The organism is Clostridium tertium (assembly GCF_902652255.1).
GTDB lineage: Bacteria > Bacillota > Clostridia > Clostridiales > Clostridiaceae > Clostridium > Clostridium tertium_A.
The window spans coordinates 49803-75937 of the sequence record NZ_CACRTO010000037.1 but is presented as its reverse complement, the minus strand read 5'-3'; the positions used below and the strand labels follow the sequence as shown (position 1 = coordinate 75937).

21 protein-coding genes are annotated in these 26135 nt (G+C 28.3%); 1 reads left to right on the top strand and 20 read right to left on the bottom strand.

From position 1 onward, the window contains the following. Positions 1-86 precede the first annotated feature (86 nt). Positions 87-2372 (bottom strand): AAA family ATPase, encoded by a 2286-nt coding sequence (locus GPX08_RS12490; RefSeq protein ID WP_156627137.1) that lies wholly within the window; start codon positions 2370-2372, stop codon positions 87-89. 437 nt (positions 2373-2809) lie between these two features. Here GPX08_RS12490 and GPX08_RS12485 point away from each other — a divergent pair, with 437 nt between their 5' ends. Beyond that, positions 2810-3430, top strand: a complete 621-nt coding sequence (locus tag GPX08_RS12485) for a GntR family transcriptional regulator (RefSeq protein ID WP_156627136.1) — start codon at positions 2810-2812, stop codon at positions 3428-3430. A 172-nt stretch (positions 3431-3602) separates the two neighbouring features. Here the strand turns inward: GPX08_RS12485 and GPX08_RS12480 are convergent, their stop codons facing one another. The 19 genes from GPX08_RS12480 to GPX08_RS12390 form a co-directional block, all read right to left on the bottom strand. After that, positions 3603-3812 (bottom strand): hypothetical protein, encoded by a 210-nt coding sequence (locus tag GPX08_RS12480; RefSeq protein ID WP_156627135.1) that lies wholly within the window; start codon positions 3810-3812, stop codon positions 3603-3605. A gap of 184 nt (positions 3813-3996) precedes the next feature. Beyond that, positions 3997-4341 carry a hypothetical protein gene (locus tag GPX08_RS12475; protein WP_156627134.1) on the bottom strand — a complete coding sequence of 115 codons (345 nt, stop codon included), beginning with the start codon at positions 4339-4341 and terminating at the stop codon, positions 3997-3999. Continuing rightward, complete coding sequence (locus GPX08_RS12470; protein WP_156627133.1) at positions 4334-4768, bottom strand: hypothetical protein; 435 nt, start codon at positions 4766-4768, stop codon at positions 4334-4336. Before GPX08_RS12470 ends, GPX08_RS12475 begins: the two co-directional genes overlap by 8 nt. 415 nt (positions 4769-5183) lie before the next feature. Beyond that, complete coding sequence (locus GPX08_RS12465; protein WP_156627132.1) at positions 5184-6539, bottom strand: DUF711 family protein; 1356 nt, start codon at positions 6537-6539, stop codon at positions 5184-5186. Between the two features lie 22 nt (positions 6540-6561). Continuing rightward, positions 6562-6831 (bottom strand): ACT domain-containing protein, encoded by a 270-nt coding sequence (locus GPX08_RS12460; protein WP_136003407.1) that lies wholly within the window; start codon positions 6829-6831, stop codon positions 6562-6564. A gap of 243 nt (positions 6832-7074) precedes the next feature. Continuing rightward, the gene (locus GPX08_RS12455; protein ID WP_156627131.1) at positions 7075-7425 is read right to left on the bottom strand and encodes a DUF1667 domain-containing protein; all 351 of its coding nucleotides are present in this window, start codon (positions 7423-7425) and stop codon (positions 7075-7077) included. A gap of 18 nt (positions 7426-7443) precedes the next feature. After that, positions 7444-8682 carry an FAD-binding protein gene (locus GPX08_RS12450; protein ID WP_156627130.1) on the bottom strand — a complete coding sequence of 413 codons (1239 nt, stop codon included), beginning with the start codon at positions 8680-8682 and terminating at the stop codon, positions 7444-7446. A gap of 11 nt (positions 8683-8693) precedes the next feature. Further along, entirely contained in the window at positions 8694-10121 is a 1428-nt protein-coding gene (locus GPX08_RS12445) for an FAD-dependent oxidoreductase (RefSeq protein WP_156627129.1), read from the bottom strand. A 537-nt stretch (positions 10122-10658) separates the two neighbouring features. After that, entirely contained in the window at positions 10659-11327 is a 669-nt protein-coding gene (locus tag GPX08_RS12440; RefSeq protein WP_156627128.1) for a cyclic nucleotide-binding domain-containing protein, read from the bottom strand. A 39-nt stretch (positions 11328-11366) separates the two neighbouring features. Beyond that, positions 11367-13004 (bottom strand): hydroxylamine reductase, encoded by a 1638-nt coding sequence (gene hcp, locus GPX08_RS12435; RefSeq protein WP_156627127.1) that lies wholly within the window; start codon positions 13002-13004, stop codon positions 11367-11369. 312 nt (positions 13005-13316) lie between these two features. Next, the gene (locus tag GPX08_RS12430) at positions 13317-15335 is read right to left on the bottom strand and encodes a HAMP domain-containing protein (RefSeq protein ID WP_156627126.1); all 2019 of its coding nucleotides are present in this window, start codon (positions 15333-15335) and stop codon (positions 13317-13319) included. 380 nt (positions 15336-15715) lie between these two features. Then, positions 15716-18847 carry an AAA family ATPase gene (locus GPX08_RS12425; protein WP_156627125.1) on the bottom strand — a complete coding sequence of 1044 codons (3132 nt, stop codon included), beginning with the start codon at positions 18845-18847 and terminating at the stop codon, positions 15716-15718. A gap of 1 nt (position 18848) precedes the next feature. Beyond that, entirely contained in the window at positions 18849-20018 is a 1170-nt protein-coding gene (gene sbcD / locus GPX08_RS12420) for an exonuclease subunit SbcD (protein WP_156627124.1), read from the bottom strand. 170 nt (positions 20019-20188) lie between these two features. Beyond that, positions 20189-21040, bottom strand: coding sequence for a patatin family protein (locus GPX08_RS12415; RefSeq protein WP_156627123.1), 852 nt, complete (start codon positions 21038-21040; stop codon positions 20189-20191). A 248-nt stretch (positions 21041-21288) separates the two neighbouring features. Then, positions 21289-22788, bottom strand: a complete 1500-nt coding sequence (glpK, locus tag GPX08_RS12410) for a glycerol kinase GlpK (protein ID WP_156627122.1) — start codon at positions 22786-22788, stop codon at positions 21289-21291. Between the two features lie 21 nt (positions 22789-22809). Then, positions 22810-23367: a glycerol-3-phosphate responsive antiterminator gene (locus tag GPX08_RS12405; RefSeq protein WP_156627121.1), complete on the bottom strand. Its 558-nt coding sequence runs from the start codon at positions 23365-23367 to the stop codon at positions 22810-22812. 323 nt (positions 23368-23690) lie between these two features. Continuing rightward, positions 23691-24212: an ECF transporter S component gene (locus GPX08_RS12400; protein ID WP_156627120.1), complete on the bottom strand. Its 522-nt coding sequence runs from the start codon at positions 24210-24212 to the stop codon at positions 23691-23693. A gap of 82 nt (positions 24213-24294) precedes the next feature. After that, positions 24295-25308 carry an acyltransferase family protein gene (locus GPX08_RS12395; RefSeq protein ID WP_156627119.1) on the bottom strand — a complete coding sequence of 338 codons (1014 nt, stop codon included), beginning with the start codon at positions 25306-25308 and terminating at the stop codon, positions 24295-24297. Then, positions 25296-26108 carry an alpha/beta hydrolase fold domain-containing protein gene (locus GPX08_RS12390; RefSeq protein ID WP_156627118.1) on the bottom strand — a complete coding sequence of 271 codons (813 nt, stop codon included), beginning with the start codon at positions 26106-26108 and terminating at the stop codon, positions 25296-25298. Before GPX08_RS12390 ends, GPX08_RS12395 begins: the two co-directional genes overlap by 13 nt. Between the last annotated feature and the right edge of the window lie 27 nt (positions 26109-26135).

Here is a 26135-nt window from a genome sequence, read left to right as displayed (position 1 = left end):
AGTAATATTTTACCATAAACTCATTAGTCAAACAATTGGATTTCGACCTATTATTATATTTTTCTACTTTTTTCCCTATTATAGTATTATTGATTTATTAGAGTTGAAATATTATCTATCTCTATTATATATTCATAATGTAGAGCTCTTGTTAACGATACATATAAAAGCCTTTGATCTAATAAAGTATCGCTATAGTTTTCTTTGCTTGGATTATAAATTATTGTAGCATCAAATTCTAATCCTTTAGTTAAGTAAGATGGGATTATTACTATATCATCATTATTTTCTTTTTCATTCCCTTTTACTAAGGTAATATTTAGCTTTTTATTCTTTTTAAATATCTTTTCTAATGCTTTTCCTTCTTCTAAGCTTTTAGTTATTATTCCTATACTACTTTTCCCATTATTAATTATTTCATCAATTACAGCATAAATTTTTTCTGCAGCATCTTTTTCATTTGAACATTTTATAATCTTCGGTTCATCCCCGTGTCTTAATACAGGTTTTGCCTTTTTCAAATCTAATTTTTGTGCTTCTAAAGCTAAATTAGCGAAATCAATTATCTCTACTGTAGATCTATAACTTTGAGTAAGCTGTATATAAGTAGCATTTCCTTCAAAAACTTTATCAACAATGTCCTTCCAATCCCTAATTCCTTTATAATAATAGATACCTTGACCTATATCTCCAACTAAAGTTAATGAATTCCCCTTTGTTAATCTATTTATTAAATAAACTTGGAAAGGATTATAATCTTGAGCCTCGTCTACTACTATATGAGAATATTTATATTTCTCATCAATTCCTTCTAGTAACATGTGTATATATAATATAGGTCCTAAATCATCTTCATCTATTATTCCCTTAGAATAATTTAAGATTACTTCTTTCTTCATAAAATCAGATATTTCTTCTGGAATTTTACCCATAGTTGCCATTTCAAATAATTCTTCATTTTTAAATAAATCTAAATAAATATCTTTAGAGTTAATACCACGCCACTCTTTAAAATACTCATTCATTATTTTCTTAGAATTATTTTTTATGTTATCTTTTATAGCATCTCTCTCTGAATATACTTCTATAAGTTTTTTTCGTCTTTCTTCACCATCTTCAAGTTCTCTCTTTATTTCCTTAATTCTTCCATCCCAATCTAAGTCCACTTGAAGGCAAAGTATCTCTATCTTTTCTTTTAATTTTAAATTTAAATATCTTTTTATTTCATCTTTTCTCTTATTTATTGGATAAGTTTTTAAATCCTTTAAATAAAGTCTCATTATTTCTCTTTTGTTAAATAGAATATATCCATCTACCGTAATATTATCTATATCAACTGAAGCCCCTTCTAAAATAGCTATATATCTATCTATAATAGCCTTAAAAGTTAATGTTCCTTTAATTTTAGAAGAATTAATGATAAGTCTACTTTTTAAAGTATCTTCATTTTCAATTATTTCCCTAAGCTTTTCGTCCTTATTTTTTACCTTTGATTTTGCTTTTAGAAACTTAAATGCAAGCTCTTGAAAAGTAGTTTGATTTACTTCTTCTACCCCTAAGTTTGGAAGTATATCAGAAATGTAGTTTAAGAATAATTTATTTGGAGCTAAAACTAATATATCTTTACCTTTTATAACTTCTGAATACCTATATATTAAGTATGCAAGTCTATGTAATGCCACTGTAGTCTTTCCAGATCCAGCAGATCCTTGAACTATTATAGGAAGATTTTTGGGCCATCTTATTATATCATTTTGCTCCTTTTGAATAGTTGCAACTACTTCTTTAAGTTTTTTCCCTCTACTTTCTTCAAGGTTAATTTTTAAAAATTCATCTACCAAATCAGTTTCTTCTAAACCACTTTTAACTATAATTTCATTTATTCCTTCATCAAATATTTCTTCTAGTTTACTGTCCTTGAATAAAAATTTTCTTTTTAAAGAAAGGTTTCCTTCAATTATGCCGTTAGGAGCTTTATAGTAAGAATATCCGCCTGTACCACTATAATAAAGATCTGCTACTGGTGTCCTCCAATCCACTACTATCTCTTCGCCATCTGTAGTGGAACTAATAGATTGTTTACCAATATAAATGCTCTCATCTTGACCTTTGGTTTCTCTAAAATCAACCCTACCAAAATAAGGTGCCATCATAGCTTCCTCGTAACTTTTAATATCCTTCTTTAAAAAAGAACTGATTTTTTCGGTAGTTTCTTTCTCCTCATTATAGCTACCTTTTGCTTCCTTAGTTAAAGCTCTAAGCTTTTCTTCAATAAAATCATAACTTTTTCTTTTCTCCAAAAGTTCTTCATTTATTTTTTCTCTTTTTTCTTCTAAAATTTTTCTTTCTAATTTTAAACCTTCCTTATTCATCCTTATACCTCTATCTTCAACTATATAAGTTTTAATAAATATCTATATTGCTTAATTAAGTTTCAAATTATTAGTCTTTAAGTAATGTTAGTATTTAAGTAATTTATATAAAAATTAAATGATAGTCTTTCAATTTTTATATTTTGTTTAGATGTGCCTACTAACTTTTACTATCATATACTTATACTTATACTTATACTTATATAATAGTATTTGAAACATATAGTTAACTAAATTATAGGCTAAGTAAAATCTAAATTCAATGTGATTAAATATTTATATTATACAAATTGGAATTATTTACTTTATTAAAATTATCTACTATATTAGATATTATTATTCCGAATTATTTTATATAAAATTTAAACTATATTATAAAACTTGGTGATTTTCCTAATTTAGTATGATAGAATTTTTATGTAAAGGAGTGGTTACTTTTGTCTAAACAAACTAAAACACCTAATTATATTAAAATAGCAATTGATATAGCTTATAGAATAGTAAATAATGAGTTCCTTGAAGGCGAAAAAATCACTGGAAGAACTACTTTAGTAAGTATTTATAATGTTTCTCCAGAGACTATAAGAAGATCTTTAGCCTTACTTAAGGATATGGATGTAGTTACTGTTAATGAGAAAAGTGGTATTATCATTAAAAACAAGAATTCAGCCAAAGAATTTTTATATAAATTCAAAACTAAGTCAGATTTCACAAGTCTAAATAATGAAACCTTCGACTTAATAAAGATGAGAAAAGAAATTGATACAAAGCTTGAAAAGAATATAACTTCCATTATTGAATTTGCTACTCAGCTTAGAAATGTTGGCTCTATTATTCCTTTTGAGAATATAGTAAAAAAAGACAGTTTTGCTGTGGGAAAAAGCATTGGTGAGTTAAACTTTTGGCATAATACAAAAGCAACTATAATTGCAGTTAAAAGGGATGGTGATTTATTCTTATCCCCTGGCCCATATTTTATAATTAACACAGATGACATTATAGTTTATGTCGGTGATGATTCTGTATTGGAAAATGTTAAAAACTACATAGATAATTAGGGTAGCCATAGGCTACCCTAATTAATGAAGAATGAAAATTTAAAAATGAATAATTGATGATGCAATTCCTTCGGAATTACTGAAAATAATTTTTTCAAAAATGAAACTCAGCTTCTGCTGAGTTTCTTCCATAATTCTTTCATTCTTTCATTCTTTCATTTATATATATTATTTAAAATCTTTTGTTTACAAAAACACGAACTATTTCGGAGCCCAATGGTCCCATTATAAGAAGTATAATTAGTGGAACATATTCATATATAGGCATTTTATAATCCTCTGAAGTTAAAGAAATATTAGAAAGATATGCATCTATTGATGGAGCTGTAATATTCATTCCTATTAAAAAAATACTGGCACCCATATAATAATGAAAATCCACGCACAAATATCTCCTATAGTCAAAATACTCCAACCCCTTTTTTCAGGTGATACATAATATTTACTACTCTTGTATGTGCGTCCTAATGCTTTGACATAAATCAAGGGATACGTTACTAATGCTGTTATAATCATACTTGGTAATATCCAAGGTAAAAATTGAGTAATAGTCATATTATCACCTTTTAGTTTGCCTCTCCTGTTAAGTAATACCACATTCTATTTGCATATCTCCCACTAAATCCATATCGCAATCCAACCCACGTAGTGTAGTTGAAAAAGTTGGTGTAGGTATCTATTGTAAAACTTAATGCTTCTCCAGTTATTGTACCTATTGCAGCTGTAACTGCCCCTGCTGGTCCACCAATAACAAATGCTCCTAAAATAGACAATGATGTTCTTACGATTATACTTTTATCAGTCTCAGTATACATATTCATTAATCCCTCATCTTCCATATATCGATCGTACATTTCAGAAAGCTTTAATGTTGGATCTTTAGAAAGAATAGCACGTGATTGATTAAACAATGGAAGCTAAATATCCATCTTCACCTGATAGGCTTGGCCCATCTAAAAGTAGTCGTTCATCTTCAGTGCTCCAATAGTATTCATATCTGTCGATGTAATGAGAAACAAACATATACTGAGCTTCCTTGCTAAAGCTAAGAGAAGGATTTCTTTGAATACTAAATGTGGCTCTATTGATAGAGTACATTATCGCATCCGTCTTTGCAAGCGCTTCGCTATTTGCTTGAGATGTAGTAACCCTTGCATTTTGGGGAATAGTTGTATTATTGAATGACTCAACAAACAAATTAGCATCATTTAGCCATTCTGAATTAACATTGACTATCTCACTAGTTATGTCTTGAGGTCTTACACTAAATTCAACATCATACTTATTTTCAAACTTAGTAATTGTATCACTAAACATTGAAAATATTTTTTTAAACATATAAAGTCCTCCTTCTATTTTAAAATTATAAATAATCTTAACGCTCCTTAATTGACCTTTTACGCATAATATATAAGTTACCTTGTATTCCTTTAATACTATTTAAGTATTATATACATGGCTTTTATACTATATTGATTTATACTCCATCTATTTAATTGCATTATACATTTAAAATCGCAATCCTTTTCTTTATTATATCCATTTTCAAATATTTTACAATTATATAGATATAAATTTCTTATTTTCTATATTCACAAATGTCAATAATCAAGGTTATTTTAAAAAATTATATTAGCAATGCTAAAGAATACCTTTTATTAATTAATGATTTCACTCCTTCAGAATTACTGAAAAACAAAAAGAACTCGGCCTAAGCTGAGTTCCATCTATATTTTTTTAATTCTTTAATTCTTTAATTTTTAAAAGAGTGAATTGGCGCTGGTATTCTTCCACCTCTTTGAATAAATAGAGATGAAGAATATTTATTTACTGGCATTACTGGTGCTGTTCCTAGTAATCCACCGAATTCAACTAAATCTCCAACTTCACATCCTGGTGCTGGTATAACTCTAACAGCTGTAGTTTTATTATTTATCATTCCTATAGCTGATTCGTCTGCTATCATAGCTGCTATAGTTTCAGCTGGTGTATCTCCAGGTACTGCAATCATATCTAGTCCAACTGAACATATTGCTGTCATTGCTTCTAATTTTTCTAAGTTTAGTGATCCATTTAGCACTGCATCTATCATACCTGCATCTTCTGAAACTGGTATAAATGCACCACTTAATCCTCCAACATGGCTACATGCCATAACTCCACCTTTTTTAACTGCATCATTAAGTAAAGCTAGAGCTGCTGTAGTTCCATGAGTTCCTACTACTTCAAGTCCCATTTCCTCTAATATATGTGCAACAGAGTCACCAACTGCTGGTGTAGGTGCAAGAGATAAGTCAACTATTCCAAATGGAACTCCTAATCTTTCAGAAGCTTCCTTAGCAACAAGTTGTCCCATTCTAGTTATTTTAAAGGCAGTCTTTTTAATAGTTTCCGCTACTACATCAAAAGATTCTCCCTTAACTTTCTCTATAGCTCTTTGAACAACTCCTGGTCCACTAACTCCAACACTAATAACTTTATCTGCTTCTCCAACACCATGGAAGGCCCCTGCCATAAATGGATTATCTTCAACAGCATTACAGAATACTACAAGCTTTGCACAACCGAAGCCCTTAGTTTCCTTAGTATTTTCTGCAGTTCTCTTTATGATTTCTCCCATATGTTTAACTGCATCCATATTTATTCCAGATCTTGATGAACCTACATTTACTGATGAACAAACCTTACTAGTCTTTGCTAGTGCTTCTGGTATTGATTCTATTAAAATCTTATCTCCTTTAGTGTAACCTTTTTGAACTAACGCTGAAAAACCTCCAATAAAGTCTACTCCTAAGGTTTCCGCTGCCTTATCCAAAGTTTCAGCAAACTTAACATAATTTTCTTCATCAGTTGCTCCTGCAATTATTGATATAGGAGTTACTGATACTCTTTTATTTACTATTGGAATACCAAATTCATTTTCTATTTCTTTACCTACCTTAACTAGGTCCTTTGCACTACTTACAATTTTATTGTAAATTTTTTCTCTAGCCTTATCTCCATCTGAATCTATACAATCTAATAGGGATATACCCATAGTTATAGTTCTTATATCTAATTTTTCTTCTTCAATCATCTTTATTGTTTCTAAAATATTATTGCTGTTCATTTCTTAACCCCCAATATAATAATTATAAGGTATGCATAGAATTAAATATTTCTTCTCTTTGAATTTTTACATCTACTCCAAGTTCTTCTCCTCTTGCAACTAATGAACTCTTAATTTCATCAAAAGGAGTATTTGATTCTCTTAAATCTAACATCATTATCATTGTAAAATACTTGTCCATTATAGTTTGATTAACATCTAAAATATTGATATTTAAATCTAATAACTTATTGCTAATACCTGCAACTATACCCACCTTATCTTGTCCGATTACTGTTAAAATAGCCTTCATACACTTCAACTCCTACATATTATTTTTAACCAAAAAGTTACTATAATTTTATCCTTAGCACAAAAAATTGTCAATTAAATAACATTATCATTCGTGTTTTTAAGTCAAAAAATCTTAAGTTTTTTGCCGTACAAAACATTTAAATTATATATACCTACATATAAAAATCTTACTCCAAATCTAACTCCAAAGCTTTCTTTAATCTATAAAATAATTAAGGCCATCCTAAGACAGCCTATACTACTATTTATAAACAGATTTTGTTGATAAAACATCTATTCCAGTATCTAAAATATTTTTCAAAACTATATCACCTACTTCTATAGGCGCCTTAACCTTTATTCTTTTTAATTCTTCCATACACTTAAATATTAAATGCTTAGGTATTCCTTCTTTAGTTTTTACAGGTAATAAGTTTTCACTGCTATCTAATAATTTTACAGTTGTAGTTACAATTCTTATAGGATTTGTAACTTCCATTATTCCATACTCTTCTCCTCTTTTGCAGCTATTTCCTTTTACTGATTTTTCATCTATATCTACTTCTAGGTGGCAACCCATTGGACAACAAATGCAAATCAAGTTCTTTATCATACTAATCCTCCTCTTATTTTATTCTAATGAAATTGATAAGTCTTCTTTTAAGCCTTCTAATACTGATTTCTTCAAGACTATTCTTTCCATTTCTGAAGGTGCTAGATGCTTTTTCTTAAATACTGCAATTTCTTTTTCACCTGCCATTATTTTTATAATTTTATCTTTATAAACATTATTAACTCTCATAAAAATAGTAATATTAGTATCTATATCTGCAACAGATACTTTCTGAGGCACAGTATAGTTAATTCCATTTTTATTAACTATATTCAAGTATGAACTTTTTTTCAACCCCTCCTTTAAGTATTTAGCTACTGCCTTTCCAGTATTTTTAGCTTCTTCTGTTACAAAATCTACTAAATCATGAACATGAACTACATTCCCGCAAGCAAATATGCCTTCAACATTAGTTTCCATACTTTCAGTTACTATTAGTCCATTAGTTCTATTATCTAATATTACTCCTGATTTTTTTGATAACTCATTTTCAGGAATTAGACCAACAGATAATAATAATGTATCACATTCAAACTCTATTTCTGTACCTTTAATAGGTATTCTATTTTCATCAACCTTTGATATCACTACTTTTTCTAATCTTTTATTTCCAATTATGTCTGTTATGGTATGAGAAAGATATAGAGGAATATTATAATCTTCAAGACATTGTACTATATTCCTATTCAATCCATTAGAGTAAGGCATAAGCTCTACTACAGCCTTCACATTTGCTCCTTCTAATGTCATCCTCCTTGCCATTATTAATCCTATATCTCCTGAGCCAAGTATAACTACTTCCTTTCCTGGCATATATCCTTCTATATTTATATACCTTTGTGCAGCTCCTGCTGTAAATATTCCTGAAGGTCTATCCCCAGGTATTGCAATTGCTCCCCTGGTCCTCTCCCTACAACCCATAGCAAGTATTATAGACTTAGCTTCTAATATCATATATCCTTCAACATCATTAATAGCATGGATCTTCTTTCCTTCCATATTTATTACCATGGTATTAAGTTTTATTTCAATATTCGTATTTTTTACTAAGTTAATAAATCTGTCCGCATATTCTGGACCTGTTAGTTCTTCTTTAAAGGTATGTAGACCAAATCCATTATGAATACATTGATTTAATATTCCTCCAAGCTCTTTATCTCTTTCAATTATCAATATACTTTCTACACCATTTAAGTTTGCTTCATATGCAGCTGCAAGTCCTGCAGGTCCTCCACCTATTACTATTAAATCATACATTAATATCCCTCCTATCTTGACTTCCTAGTTAAAATGTAGGAGCCATCTTTTTCTTGAAGTACATCCTCTAAAGGTATATTTAGCTCCCTTGCTATAATTTCTTGTACCCTAGGTCCACAAAATCCTCCTTGGCATCTTCCCATTCCAGGTCTACACCTTCTCTTAACACCATCTAAAGTGATATTCCCAAAGGATCTTTTAATTGCATCTACTATTTCACCTTCAGTTATTTCTTCACATCTACAAACTATTCTGCCATAAGCCTTATTTTCTTTTATAAGTTTACTTCTTTCCTCTATAGGCAATTCCATAAATCTAATTTGTTTTCTATATGGATTGAAATCTCTATTTTTTACCAAATTTAATCCTGAATCCTTTAGAATTTCTACTATCTTCAATGCTACGGCTGGAGCTGCAGATAACCCTGGCGACTTCATCCCAGCCACATCAATAAATCCTTTTACATCACTATTTTCTTCTATGATAAAATCATGCATATTAGCTTCTGCTCTAAGTCCAGCAAAATTTCTAATTGAATTTCTAAAATTTATAGCCTCAGTAGTTTTGCTTACCTTATCTTTAATGAAACTTAAGGCATCAGCTGTAGTTTTAATTGATTCCTTATCTTCTATTTCTTCTGCATTAGGCCCAACTATTAAATTGCCATGCACTGTTGGTGTTACTAATACACCTTTTCCTAGTTTAGATGGACATTGAAAAATAGTATGAGTAAAGTTCTTCCCTTCTTCCTTATCTAATACATAATACTCCCCTCTTATAGGAGTAATTTTGAAACTCTCTTTACAGATCATATTATGAATTTCATCTGAATAAACTCCAGCTGCATTAATTACATATTTGGTCTTTATTTCCTCATTATTAGCTAGTTTTATAGTAAACACTTCATCTTTTTCTATCTTTACTACTTCAGCCCTAATCTTTATTTCTCCACCATTTTCTATAGCATTTTCTACTAAGGCAATAGTGTATTCAAAAGGACCAACAATTCCACCTGTTTTAGCATATAAAGCTCCTAAAACATCAGCACTTATATTAGGTTCAAGATTTAACACTTCATCTCTTCCTATTATCTCAAGATCTTTCACATTATTTTTTATTCCATTTTCATAAAGGCTCTTTATTGAATTAAGCTCTTCTTCATTAAAAGCTAATACTAAGGAGCCATTTCTTATAAATGGTACAGATAATTCCTTACATAGCTCTTCAAACATCTCATTACCTTTAACATTAAGTTCAGCCATTAAAGTACCATTTTTAGGATCATACCCTGCATGAATAATAGCTGAATTGGCTTTAGTAGTCCCCATAGCTACATCATTTTCTTTTTCTAGAGCTATTACTTTCAAATTATATCTACTTAATTCTCTAAGTATAGATGCTCCTATTATTCCTGCACCAATTATTACAACATCATACATCTTAATACCTCCATTTTTCGATTAATATTTCACAATTAATAATTAACAATTAAGGACGTAATTCATTTCTAAATTACTTAAATTAAAATCTAATGACCTTATGGGATTTTTATATTTAATACTAATTTTATGTTATAGATTTTACCTTCTTCTTAATGTCTATATCTATTCTTATAATTAGTTATTCTCAATTAGGCTAAAATTATAAAAGAATGCAAAAAAAGCACAAAAATAAGACGTATCTTATTTTTATGCTTATCTCTAAATCTCTCAGCACATTAAATAAATTATAGTATAATTCTACCATAAATTTAATATTAAGTATATAGATTTTATCTAAAATGTATTTATGCAATTTTTATCTTATATTTATACAAATTTCCACAAAATTTTTACAAATAAATATTTTTTCCACTAAACTCTTTAATTTATTAAAAATTAGAATTATAATTAATATATAAATTAGTTATCCCTTTACAATTTATATATACCCAAAATAATAGGGCAGATTTCTTTTATTAGAATCTGCCCTGTTTTTTATGCAAAAAATTCATCCTCTAAAGCTTCTAAATCAATTATCTTTATTTCCTTTAAATTAAAATCTATAAGGCCCATATCTCTCATTTTAATTAATTCTCTAGAAAGAGATGGTCTTGGTATTCCAAGTTCTTCAGCTAACTCTTTTTTTGAAGCTATTTTATATATATAACTATTATTTCTCTTATAATTATCTAATAGTATTTTGCATATTTTTCTTCTGATAGAATCTAACTCTATTAAATTAATTTTTCTGTTTAAGATAACTATTTTCTGTGATAAAAGTTCTAACATATTTTCAGCGAACTTAGCATTCTTTTGCATTATTCCTAAAACACTTTTTTTTGGTAAAGATAGTACCCTACAGTTTTCAACTGCCATAACTGTAGCAGGATATTCCTTATCCTTTGAGAATAATAAGGCTTCTGCAAATACATCACTTACATTAAAATTGGCTAAGGTTAATACCTTTCCATTTTCATATATAGTTTGAATTACAGCTTTTCCTTCAAGAATTACTGATAAGCTACTGCATTTCTCTCCTTGATTAGCTATTACTTCGCCCTTCTTATAATCTCTCACTAAATATAATTCACTTTTCAATATATTCTCTATTTCCTTTTCAGATATACCTTTAAAGAAACATGTTTTTTTTAGAACTTCTATCATTATAATTTCCTTCCTAAGAGTAAATTTTATATTTCTATTTTAAGCTAAAAACATCTTTAAGTCATCTTCTACATTAGTTATTCCACCAATACCGAAGTTATCAACTAATACCTTTGCAACATTTGGAGAAAGGAAGGCTGGTAATGTTGGTCCTAAATGGATATTCTTAACACCTAAGTATAGTAATGATAACAATACTATAACTGCCTTTTGTTCATACCAAGCTATATTAAATGCTATTGGTAAATCGTTAATATCTTGTAGTTCAAATACTTCTTTAAGCTTTAATGCTATTAATGCTAAAGAATATGAATCATTACATTGACCAGCGTCTAGAACTCTTGGAATTCCACCAATATCACCTAAGTCTAATTTGTTATATTTATATTTTGCACATCCTGCTGTTAATATTACAGTATCTTTTGGCAGAGCCTTTGCAAAATCAGTATAGTAATTTCTTGACTTAGCTCTTCCATCACATCCTGCCATTACAAAGAACTTCTTTATAGCTCCTGATTTAACAGCATCAACTACTTTATCAGCAAGTTGCATTACTTGATTATGAGCAAATCCACCAATTATTTCTCCATTTTCTATTTCTATTGGAGCCTTACATGTTTTAGCAAGTTCAATTATTTCTGAGAAATCCTTAGTTTCTCCATCAATTCCATCTATATGCTTACATCCTGGGAATCCTGCAGCTCCAGTTGTAAATACTCTATCTTTATAACTATCTTTTGGTGGCACTATACAATTTGTAGTCATTAATATAGGTCCATTAAAGCTTTCAAATTCTTCTTTTTGCTTCCACCAAGCATTTCCGTAGTTTCCTACAAAATGATCATATTTCTTAAATGCTGGATAATAGTGAGCTGGTAACATTTCTGAGTGAGTATAAACATCTACTCCTGTTCCTTTTGTTTGCTCTAATAACTGTTCCAAGTCCTTTAAATCATGACCTGATACTAATATTCCTGGGTTATTTCTAACACCTATATTAACTTTTGTCATTTCTGGATGTCCATAAGTTCCAGTGTTAGCACTATCAAGTAGAGCCATACCATCTACCCCTACTTTACCTGTTTCTAATGTTAATGCAACTAATTCATCAACTGTTAAGTTATCATTTAATAACTTAGCTAAAGTTTCTTGCATAAAGGCACTTACTTCTTCATTGTCATAGCTTAATTCATTAGCATGCTTCATATATGCTGCTAATCCTTTTAATCCGTAAGTTATAAGTTCTCTTAAGCTTCTTATATCCTCATCTTTAGTTGCTAATACTCCAACTACTTTTGATTTTTCATCATATTCTTCTCTAGTAGTAGCATTCCATAATGCTGCTTCTGATAAACCATCTTTATTTGATAGTTTATTTAATAATTCTTCCTTTATTTCTAAAGCTCTTTTTACTCTTTCATAAAATATTTCATCATCAAAATTAGCATTAGTAATTGTAGTAAATAAATTTATAGTTATAAAGTGATTCACTTCACTTGAAATTTCTTTTCCTTCTTTTCTAAGTCTAGTTGTAACTTCTGATAAACCTTTGCTTACATATACTAAAAGATCTTGCATTCTTGCTAAATCAGGTGATTTACCACATACTCCAAATTTAGTACATCCAGTACACCCTGCAGTTTCTTGACATTGAAAACAAAACATTTTATTTTCCATAAAACAATTCCCCCTATTTCGAATCTTTTAAATTAATTACTTTATGGCTATATTATATAAACAATAAAAAAGAAACTCGGTAACATTAGTTACTTATCTAAGTTAATTTTTATAAAAGCTACATCTTACATAGTTCTTATATTTTGTAACGAAAATCAATGGATAAAAAAACAAATAATAATATCATTAATCTAAAAGAGCAAAAATATATCAATATGTATAAACTTATATCAGCTTATCATATCCATAATAGGGACAGTAGCAGGTTTTGCATAAAAGCAAAATTAGCCACTGTCCCTATTAGTATTTAACCTATTCTTTCACTTTAAACTTTTCAATTTGTTCTTTCATATTATCTGTTAATTCTACTAATTCCACTGATGAGTTTGTTACATTTTTACTCAGCATACTAACCTTATCTGATGATGATGCTATCTCTTCAGCAGAAGCTGTTACTTCTTCTGATATTGCTAAAAGTTCGTCAACTTCAGTTAAAATTGCAATTTTTTCTTTTTCAACATTGTTTGATTTATCTGATATATCACTTATCATAGGTTGTATTCTATCAATAGATGTTGATATATCTTCAAATGATAATATAGTACTTTTAATAGCTTCTACTTGATTATTTATATATTCACTCATATTCTCTGATTCATTAATAAGTATTTTAATTTCTTTAAATATTTCTTCTACTGAATTGTTTATTTCATTTGTAGATTTAGTACTTTCTTCTGCTAATTTTCCTATTTCTTCTGCAACAACACTGAACCCTTTTCCAGCTTCCCCTGCCTTAGCTGATTCTATAGATGCATTTAATGATAATAATTTTGTTTGTTGTGATATGCCTTCAATAATTGCAGTTATATTAGTTATTCCCTTAAATTTCATACTCATTTCATTTATATTATTTATAAACATATCAAATTTAACAGTTAGTTCTTTAATCTCATCTGTAACAATTCTCATATCTGAATTACTATTCTTTGCATTCTTATCAATTTCATTAGCTACATTACTAATTGATTCAATACAATTATCCATATCCTTTAATAGGGTATTAAAAGAATCTAGCTTAACTGTAATATTAGATAAATTATTTGTCTGTAATGAAGTTCCTTGAGCAACATCTTTTATAGACTGTGAAATATTTTCATTATTTGTACTTAAAGTTTCATATGTATTATTTAATTCTTTAGAAGAAAGGTCAACTTTAACGGACATATCCTTTAAAGTTTTAACCATTGAAGACATATTTACATTTATCTCTTCTATATCTAAAGCTATTTCTCCAAATTCATCATTTCTATTTTTTAATTTATCGTCTATTTCTGAGCTAAAGTTTCCCTTTGCAATTTCATTAATAGAATCCTTAAGAGATTTAACACCTACATTTATGTTCTTAGAAAGCTTAATTACTATTAATATTGCTATTACTATTAGAATTGAAGTTACAGCTAATAGCATCATACTCATAGATTTTAGCCCTGCTAAAATAGAATTTTGACTTACTGAAATTCCAAGTATCCAATAGTCTGATAATATTCCCGTATGTACAACTATTCTTTCTTCTCCATCTATTTTATACTTAGTTATCCCCTCTATATTATTTCTCATATCCTCACTAGCCTTGCCAAATGATTCATACTTTTTATCTGTACTAACTAGCTCTTCAACATTTTTTAGATTCTTTACTAATTCTGTCTCAGGATGAGCTAAAATTTGTCCTGATTGTTTATCTAATATAAATGCAAAACCATCATTCCCAACTTCTATAGAGTTTGCTATATTACTATATTCTAACCCATCCTTTGTACCAATTATAACACCTATAATTTCATTGTTATTCCTTAATGGAGCACAGTAGGACACTTCCAATTGATTATCTATCTCTGAAGTATATAATTCTGAAGCTGCTCGTGTTCCTTCAATAGCCATTTGAAATTCGGCTCTTTCTTTAACATTAGTTGTTTTACCATCAGTATCTAAATAATTACCTGACTTATCAGCAAATGCCAAAGTTTTAAATTGACTTTCTTCAAGCTTTCCTTTAAGCTCTTTCATAATATCATCTTTAGATTTAACTCCCTTTAATTCCAAGTATGTAGCTATATCCTCTGCTAATTGCGCATTTTCTCTTATTTCTTTTTGAACTATAGTTGCAGTATCTTTAGATATCTGTGTCAATAAACTCTCAGCCATATTAATTATTTCTTCCTTAGCTGTTTTATAAGAAATAGTAGGTAGTAATATACTTATTATTACTATTATAGGAATTATAATTATAAATATATTCGTAACTATACTCTTTCTTTTCTTTAGATTTTCCATAATTCCTTCTCCTTTTATACATAATTATTCTCCCTTTTATATCATCGTATAATTATCGTTATTATTTAATCAAATTTTAGTTTAAATGTTAATATATTACTTAGTATATATTTCCATAAAAAACTACCTAACTTTCAATTTATCCTAAAACTTCTCGCTTGCTAATTTCAAAATATCTATACCATATTTTATTTAATATAAAACTTTATACTAATAAAGACTTAACCCCCTTCTTTTTTGGGGATTAAGTCCTATTTATACTATACAAACTTATTAATTTGTCAATCTTTTGGCTGTAAATAAATCTTAATGGTTAAACTTATAGAGTATATCCTATTATTTCTAATAAAATTAAAGATTTAACAGCAAATTCTAATAGACTATTTTTTAAATACAGCAGTACTTCCCTTATTAGTAGAAGCTACTTCTAATTTTACTTCTATCCTATCTTTTAATTCCTGTACGTGAGATATTATACCTACTACTCTTCCATCATTTTGTAAGTTAACTAAACATTCAATAGCATTATCTAAAGAGTCAGGATCTAATGTTCCAAATCCTTCATCTATAAACATAGTATCTAATTGAATTCCCCCTGAATATCTTTGAACCACATCAGCTAGGCCTAAAGCCATAGATAATGATGCCTTAAAGGCTTCTCCACCTGATAATGTCTTTACATCTCTAGCCTTTCCAGTATAGTTATCAAACACCTCAAGGTCTAACCCCTGACCTTTTCTTTTATCTCCTAAATCTTCTTTCCTTAATAATTCAAATCTATTATTAGTCATTTGAGTAAATCTTAAATTAGCTGATGTAATAATATCTTCAAAGTAAGCCGCTAAAACATATCTTTCAAAGCTTATTTTTCTTGGATTATCTCCATTTATAATCTTTGCTAACTTACCAACTACTTTATATTTTTCTTCATCATTCTTAATTAACTTATTATAATTTAAGCACTCACTAATGATTTTTTTATTTTGGTTTATTCTATAATAAATTTCTTTTTCAACCTTCTCTATTTTTTCCTTCTCAGTATTTTTAATGTTTAAACCTTCATTTATAGAATTAACATCTTGGACTTCTGAGTCTTTTGTTTCCTCTAAAGCAAGGTTATAAACCCTTTCAGCATTAGAAAGCTTAATATTATAATTATTAATGTCCTTTTCTAAAACTTCTATTTCCTCTTCAGTTATTCTTTTTTCCGCATAATCATTGTAGTTTTTGAAACCTAAAGCTAAAACCTTATCTTTAAATTCTTCTATAGCCTTATCTAAATCTTCCTTATTAGACTTTACTAATGATTCTAAAGATATTTTATTTCCATTTTCCTTATCATAGTTTGATTTACTATCTTTATAATACTTTTCTGCTTTTTTATAATCTTCTATTAAATCATTTAAAGCTTTATTTAACTCTAATTTTTCCTTATCTAAAGCTGTAACTGTTCTAAACTCACCTTTGAAGTCTTTTAAAATATTATTTAAATTAGCTTCTTGAGTTTTTACTTCTCCCTCTACCTCTAAAAGTTCATTATTAAACTTTTCTATATTAATCTTTAAAATTTCATTAGATTTTTCTTTTTCTTCTTTAATTAATATAGTCTTATTTTCTTTAGATAACTCTTTTTCAATTAAAGTTAAATCATTAGTTAGCTTATTTAACTTTTCTTCCTCTTCTAAAATAGCCTCTTTAGCTATTTTTAATAAATCTTCAGTTTCTTCATTTAAATCATCTAAGAAAATTTCTTTATATAGAGGCTTAATATATTTTTCTTTTAAAGAAGTTATTTCAGTTACTATCTTAGTTAATTCCCTATAGTATTTTTCTCTTCTTTCATAAGCTAAATCACTTACTGATTTTGATTCTTTTACTAAAACTTCTGTAATACTTTCTGATTCTAACTCCGCTAATATAGGATGATTAGTAGAACCACAAACTGGACATGGATCTCCATCCTTTAAAGACTTTGCTAAAATTCCTGCTTGATTTCTTCTAAAAGTATCTTCAAGCTTTTCATAGTTTTCTTTTTTATTTAAATACTCTTTATTTGCTTCTTCGTAATAAGCTGCTCCCTTACTATGTCTTTGTTCTTCATTTAATGATTTTTCTATTGCGTCTTTTAACTTATATAGCTTATCTAACTTGCTTTTTAAATTAAGTTCTTCTATTTTTAATGAGTTCTTCTTTTCTTTAAAAATACTTATATTGCCTAATTCTTCATTTAGAGATTTTATAAGTTTGCTATTATCTTCACTGTTTTCTGTAGCTTTTTTTATTTCTGTCTTTATCTTATTAGCTTTAAAAATATAAGTATTTAATTTTTCCTTATTTTCCTCATAATTCAAAGCCTTATCTTTTAAACTCTCTACTTCATCAAGCTTTTTAATTAATTCATTTTTTAATGGTTCCTTTTCTACTTGTATTTCAAATAATTTTTCTGCTTCTTTCAAAGAAACTTTATAATTATTTAACCTTTCATTACTTATACTTAATTCTTTCTCATTTTTAGAGAGGTAACTCTTCTTTTCCTTATACTTATCCTCATAGCTTAAGGCAGTAACAGCTTTCTTACCATTACTTAAATTTTCTTCTTTAAGTTTATATTCTTCTTTTAATAATGTTAAAGTATTAAATTCCTTCTTATAGGCTTCTAAATTCTCTAACTTTTTATTTATATCATTAGCTAAAGCCAATTCTTTAGATAATTTATTGATTTCTTTATTTACTCTTTGTAAGTTTTCTTTAATTATATCTTCATCTTTTTCATCCTTAGAAATAGAATCATAAAAACCTTCTAATATTAAATCAATATTTAAATCTTTATTAGAAATCAAACTACTTAAATCACTATCATCTTCTCTACATAAAAAAGCTCTAATTCTATTTTCTCTATCCCTTTGAATAGTTTCAATAATCTTTTTTAAGTTATTAGCTTCAATTTTTATATTCTGTTGGATATCAGAAAAAATCTTAGTTCCAAAAATCTTTCTAAATATTTCTTCCTTCTTATCACTATCTGCATTTAGAAGTTTCTTAAACTCACCTTGTGGAATCATAACTAGCTGTTTGAATTGGTCACAAGTTATTCCAAGTATATCTTCAACTAACCTTGTAACTTCTTTAGCCCCTGTTATGGTTTTATCCTCAAATTTAATCTCCGCTCCTGCCTTTTGTTCAGTAAATCCCTCACCTCTTTGTTTTGCCCTAGAATAATTTGGATTTCTTTTTATATAATATTCTTTTCCCTTTAAAGAAAACCAAAGTTCTACTTCAGTATCAGTTGCTTTATCTGCAAAGTCACTTCTAAAAGCCTTACCATCTCTATCACTACCACTTGCTTCTCCATATAATGCAAAATTAATTGCATCAAAAATAGTAGTCTTGCCAGCGCCAGTATTACCTGTAATAACAAACATATTTTTGTTATTCAAATTTTCATCAAAATCTAAATCAACCTCTTTAGCGTAAGGCCCAAAAGCACAAAATTTTAATCTTCTTATCTTCACCTTACTCACCTACCTTTTCAGCAGCTTCAATTATTGATTCCATAATCATTATTTCTTCTTCAGAACACTCATCTTCCAATATATCCTCATAGAAGTTTTTAAATAAAATTATCTTTGATTTTTCTTTAACATTTAAAGCAACATTCCTATTATTATTTCTCAATGCCTTTTCTTCTCTAATTAATTCCATAACATTAGGATATAAAGCTCTAAGCTTAGCCATTGGATCTAATATCTCACCCTTATCCTTTAATGTTACTTTTATATAATCTTCATTATCTAAAGCATCTTTATCAAAAGCTTTAATTATTTCACTTAGTTCTCCTTTTATTTCCCTAAAATCTCTTTTAGGCTTTAAAGGATAAAAATCTACTTTTACTCCACCTTTTTCATCAATATCAACTATAGTAATTCCCTTCTTCTGCTTTACTTCAGAAAAAGAGTATTTCATTAAAGATCCTGAATATCTTATTTTGTCACTACCTACTTTTTGTGGTCCATGTAAATGCCCTAAGGCTGTATAATTAAATATATCAAAATGCTTAGAACTTATATATTCTGTTCCTCCTATAGATAGAGGTTTTTCTGAATCACTAACCTCTAATTCTTCATAGCTATCTTCACTAACCTTAGTTACATATCCATGTGCAATAGCAATATTTCTTTCTTCCTTGTTTATTTCCTTGGAAATATTAGAAACTACTCTTTCCATTGCAATATCATAATTTTTTATTTCTTCATCTTCAAATAAATCTCTTACATATGGCACATCAGCATAAGGTATAGGATAGAAATTCACTTTTCCAAACTCATCTTCTAAAGTTATTTTTTCAATCTTCTCTTTAAGATTTCCACTTATGTAAAGTCCAGAGGAAGATAAAAGAGAACTAGCAAATTCTATTCTCTCATTACTATCATGATTTCCAGCTATGGCAATAACTTTAGTATTTAAATCCTTAACTATCTTCATAAGTGCATTATTTAAAAGCTCTACTGCTGGCACTGGAGGTATTGATCTATCATATAGATCACCAGCAATTATTAATACATCTGGCTCTTTTTCTTCAATTGCCCTATATAATTGATTTATAATATATTCTTGATCTTCTGTCATATAAAATCCATTTACAAGCTTCCCGATATGCCAGTCACCCATATGAAATATCCTCATTTTTTAAAAACACCTCTTTTTGAATTAAAAATTAATAATGAAAAATGAAGAATTGTTGATGTAATTCTTTCGGAATTACTAAAATAAAAATTCTTATTTCAAAAACTCCTTTGGAGTTTTGTCCTTCATTCTACATTCTTCATTATACATTCTAAATATGTTTAACACATTTATTTTTCTAAAAACTTAACTAACTCTTCTGCTTTTTCTTTTGCGTCTTTATAGCCTTGATTATAAATAGCATCTAACTTTTCTCTATCCTTTTCAAATCTACTTACTTCTAAAGGACTACTTGGTCTTATTACAAAGCATTTTCCTTCTGCTTCTAATTCATCTAATAAATCTAAAGTTTCATTATAAACCTTATATCTATTCTCCATTGCATTTATTAAACCTTGATGCTCCTTATAAGCTCTTTTTATTAAAGGCATCATTTTAGTCTTACTTTTTCTATATCCCTTATGTTGAGTTAAAATAACTACATGTTTTTCTATTCCATCATCAATAGCCTTTTTAATTGGAATAGGTGCAGCTATCCCCCCATCTAAAAGGTTTTTATTATCATAATTAATAACTTTTGCAACTAATGGTAAGGATATTGAAGCCTTAAGAGCATCATATCCATCAGTATTAAAATCTTTTATATTATAAAATTCAGGTAATCCAGTCTCACAATTTGTAGTTCCTACATAAAATTTTGTATCTGATTCTATAAATGCTTTATGATCAAAAGGCTCTAATTCATTTGGTATTAGATTAAACAACATATCCATCCCAAAAGCAGAACCTGTTTTAATTAAATTACTAAAACTTAAATATCTTTTATCTTTAATATAATTAGTGTTAACTCTATAATTTCTCTTTTTTTGCTTAGAAATATACGAAACACAGTTACATGCACCTGCAGATACACCAACACAATATTTTATATCAATATTCTTATCTAATAATAAATCTAAAACTCCTGCTGAATATACTCCTCTCATTCCTCCGCCTTCTAAAATCAGTGATGTATTTTCCATATCTCTCCTCCAAACTTACTTTCACATTATAATTTTTTCCATTAATAAGAAATTATATCACTTTCTATTGAAAATAACTAGTTTCACCCCTTCTCATATCCTATATAAAATTGTTATAAAATAAACTCTTTACAGATATAAGTTCAAGATCTAATCTTAATAATTAAGTTCAAACTATAACTTTAAAAATAAAAAACTCAGCCATAGCTGAGTTTTTACCTTAATCCTTCATTATTCATTTTTCATTCTTAATTATTTTCCCATCCCTTTACTCTCTCAACAGCCTTTTTCCATCCCTTGTATAGCTTATCTCTTTCTTCTGCATTAATTCTAGGCTCATATTCTTCACTTATATAAAAACTACTTTCAATTTCCTCTTTATTTTTCCAAAAACCAACTGCAAGTCCTGCTAAAAATGCAGCTCCTAAAGCTGTAGTTTCTGTAATAATAGGTCTTATTACATTAGCTCCTATTATATCTGATTGAAATTGCATAAGTAATCCATTCCTACTTGCCCCACCATCTACTTTTAAAGCTTTTATCTTACATCTAGCCTCTTCTTCCATAACATCTAAAACATCTTTAGATTGATAAGCTATAGCTTCTAATGCAGCTCTAATTATATGATTTCTATTTGAACCTCTAGTTAAACCAAAGATAGCTCCTCTTGCATACATATCCCAATAAGGTGCTCCAAGACCAGTAAAAGCAGGTACTATATAAACTCCACCATTATCATTAACTTTCTTTGCGAAGTATTCTGTATCCTGAGCATCATTAATCAATCTTAGTTCATCTCTAATCCATTGAATAATTGCTCCACCCATAAATACTGATCCTTCAAGAGCATACTGAACCTTATTATCTATCCCTATAGCAATAGTTGTAATTAATCCATTATTACTCTTAACTCTTTCTTCACCTGTATTCATAAGTAAAAAGCAACCTGTTCCATAGGTATTCTTAGAGTCTCCCTTATTAAAGCATCCTTGTCCGAATAAAGCAGCTTGTTGATCTCCTGCTATTCCTGCTATAGGAACCAATTCTCCATTCTTACCACCTATATCAGCATATCCATATACCTCTGAAGAATTTTTAACTTCAGGTAAAATACTAACTGGAATCTTTAACTTCTCTAAAATCTTAGTATCCCATTTTAATTCTTTTATATTGTAAAGCATTGTTCTAGAAGCATTTGTATAATCTGTAACATGTACTTTTCCTTCTGTTAACCTCCAAAGAAGCCAAGTATCAACAGTACCAAATAGTATTTCTCCTCTATCAGCCTTATCTCTTGCCCCTTCTACATTATCTAATATCCATTTTATCTTTGTTGCTGAAAAATATGCATCCATAACAAGTCCAGTATTTTCTCTTACATATTCAACAAAATCATTATCTTCTTTAAGTTTCTCACATATCTCTGCTGTTCTTCTACATTGCCATACTATTGCATTATAAATAGGCTCACCAGTAACCTTATCCCAAAGAATAGTCGTTTCTCTTTGATTAGTTATACCAATAGCTGATATTTCAGAAACTTTTATATTAGCCTTTGCTATAGCTTCTTGCAAAACTCCATATTGAGAAGCCCATATTTCCATAGGATTATGCTCAACCCACCCCTTTTTCGGATAGATCTGATTTATTTCCTTTTGACTAACTCCTAATATGTTTTGCTCCTTATCAAATATAATAGCACGAGAACTTGTTGTCCCTTGATCTAAGGCAACTATATATTTAGACATAAAAACACCCCTTTATTTATATTAAACTTCCCATATTTCTCTCTTTGTAGTAGATACGCAAGTAGCTCCTGAATTAAGGGCCACTATAACTTCTTCCTTAGTTTCAATTAAACCACCAACAATTATTTCTTTATTTAAAGAACCTTTAATTTTTCTAACAACCTTAGGTATAACTCCAGGTAAGATTTCAACTGCATCACATTCTTTAACCAAATGATTGTTTATATTATTTAAAGATAATGTATCAAAGACAAACATCCTTTGAATAGCTATTAATCCCAAGGACTTTGCCCCTCTTATTATCTGTGGCTTAGTCGATATAATTCCTTTGAAAGAAGTTCTTTCTTTTAAATATTTAATTGATATATCTCTTGATGCAAGTCCATCTATTAAATCTATATGTACTATACAAAGCTTATTAGTATTACTAATTTTCTCTTCAATATCTTTCATGCTAATTAAGTCACCAAATAAAATAAAAACAATTCCTACACTGCTTTCTAATGCAATATCAAGCTCTTCAATGTTTTTAACTGCTGCTATAACTGGATTATCACAAAGCATTTCTTTAATATCCATAACTCCCCCATGTAATCATTTACTTTATTGTTATTATATCATATAAAAAAATATCCTTACACCAGCAAGTAAAAATCACTATTGCAACTATTATCTATAAAGAAGTAGATAATATTTATAAATACTACTAATTAATACTCCATTCCCCAAACATTAATTTTCCTAATCTTATAAAGTTATTTGCATATTTGAACCTAAGATATCGTCATAAATAAAAAAACTCAGTCTAAGCTGAGTTTCCTACTTAATTCAAGTAATTTCGAAGAAATTACCTCCTTAATTCTTCATTATACATTTTTCATTCTTAATTGTGCGCTAGCACTCTAAGCTGCTTCATTAGAGAAAACTTCATAAACTTCAGTTTTTCTAGCTTTTGCTAAAGATGTAGCTAAAGCATAGGAAATAGTTCCATCTACAAAATGATGTAAAATAGTGCCTAAAGCAACAACTATAATAATTTGATAAAATGAAAATCCAAAAGGAATAACTATAAGTCCTTCTAAGATTCCATGAATAGGTGCTGTTATTAATGTTGCTTTTTTAAAGTTCTTATCTTTAACAATTATTTTTGCCCCAACATAACCTACCACTATATGCATTGCCGCTCTTGCTGCTACTACTGCTGGAGTTGTAAGGAAAAATCCAAAAGCTGATCCTACTCCTACAATAACTGCTACAGATGGTGATATTAACATTGCTAAAAACATTGGTACATGTGATGCTATTGTTGCAGTAAATGGTCCAATTGTTACCTTTAAAAATCCAAATTGTACAGGTATTATTATTGCTATTGCTGTTAATACTGCTGCAAATACCATCTTTCTAATTCTTTCTCTACTTTCCATTATTAATCCCCCTTAATATTATACTGCTGTATATACACCAGTATAATATTAAGGTTGATATTTGTAAAGTATTTCTTTTTGATTATTTTTTTCTAAACCATTTATAGGATCTTTTCCCTGTATCTATTCCTTTATTTACAGGGTAGAAAATACCTTCATAAACCTTATTCACTCTTTTCCTAGATAAAATATAAATAATTAAAAATGGACTAATTAATATTAGAATATTTTGAATAATACTCATGTTCCATTTAGGTATAAAGAAATAAACTAGCATCACTAAATAAATATGGAAAACATAAACATTCATAGTTGCCTTACCTATATTGCTATATCCTTGTTTAACATTTGGAAGTAACCTTATTACGCAAGCACCAAATACAATTGATGAAATATATAAAATACTTCTAAATAATAATCCTTTAAATAATCCAACATCTAAATCACTAAAGGAATAAGAGTTATATAAAAATTTATAATCAACTAAATTATAATGAACTACAATAATAGCTATAAACAAGAATATTATTATTCCTATAAATGCATATATCTTATTGATATTTCTTATCTTTTCAAAATGCTCTTCTTTAGTGTAATATCCTAAAAGGAAAAATGGTAAAAATACTATAGTCCTTGATATAGATAAATATCCATTTACTAGAGGAATACCTCCTACTATAACACCTATAATAAAGCTTATAATTAATATATGTTTTATTTTAACTACATATTTTAAAATAATTCTCCAGAAGAAGAGACTTAATAAATACCATAAAGTCCAACCTGGATAAAGCACTGTAAACATAGCTCTTTTAGTCCCTATATAAACAGCTGTGTACCATATCATATTAAAAATAATATAAGGAATTAGAAGATTTTTAACAGCCTTTCTTTTCATCTTATAAAAATTCTTAGAAAGGTATCCAGAAATAAAAATAAATAATGGCATATGAAAGATATAAATAAAAATATATGTTGTCATTAATATTTTTGAATCCTTAATGTAATATTCTATTACATGTCCAAAGACCACTAAAAATATTAAAAAAACTTTTAAATTGTCTAATAAATAATTTCTTTCTTTTAATTTTTGCATATATTTTCTATAAAATCTAAAACTATCTTAGATTCCTTTTCTCCTTTATTAATAAATAAAGACATAATATCAGAGTGATGTCTTCCTTTTATAGTTAAAAGCTTAGCATTATCCCCATATTCATTAACCTTTTTTACGAATGCAATAGAATTATCTATATCTATTAATGGATCTTTAGTTCCATGAATACACATAACCTTTGCATTAACTTCAGAATTAACTAAATCTATTGGATTAGAATAATTCTTATTATCCCCAATGTAGTTTTCTATTAATGTTCTTGACCTCTTAGTTATACACTTAGTAAAATCAAGAACTCCTGCAAAGGTAATTAATCCTTTAAATAAATCCTTATTAATCCCATACTCTAATTGCTTTTTTAGATTAAATACTAAATTACAAGCAAGTTCCCCTCCCGCTGAAAATCCAATAACAACAATATCCCTTGTGCCATTTTCATTATTCAGAAAAAGCTTTAAAGCTTCAAAAACATCATTTATTTGAGTTGGATATTTATATAAAGGGACAAGTCTATATCCTATAATTAGAACGTTATATCCAAGCTTATTAAAAAAACTTCCTATATAACTTGAGGTTTTTGGACTTCCATGCCACCAACCCCCACCATGTACAAAAACTATCGTAGCTTTATTCTCTTCTCCCTTAAAAAATCTATAATACTGTTTTATACTATCTCCATATTTTACAGTATCAAAATTTTTATTCTTAGAATTAATCATCGTTCCCTTTATAATTAAAGGAATCATATTATACTTTTCTTCTATTTTGTAACTCAGCATATTACTCCCCCATCTAATATAAATTCT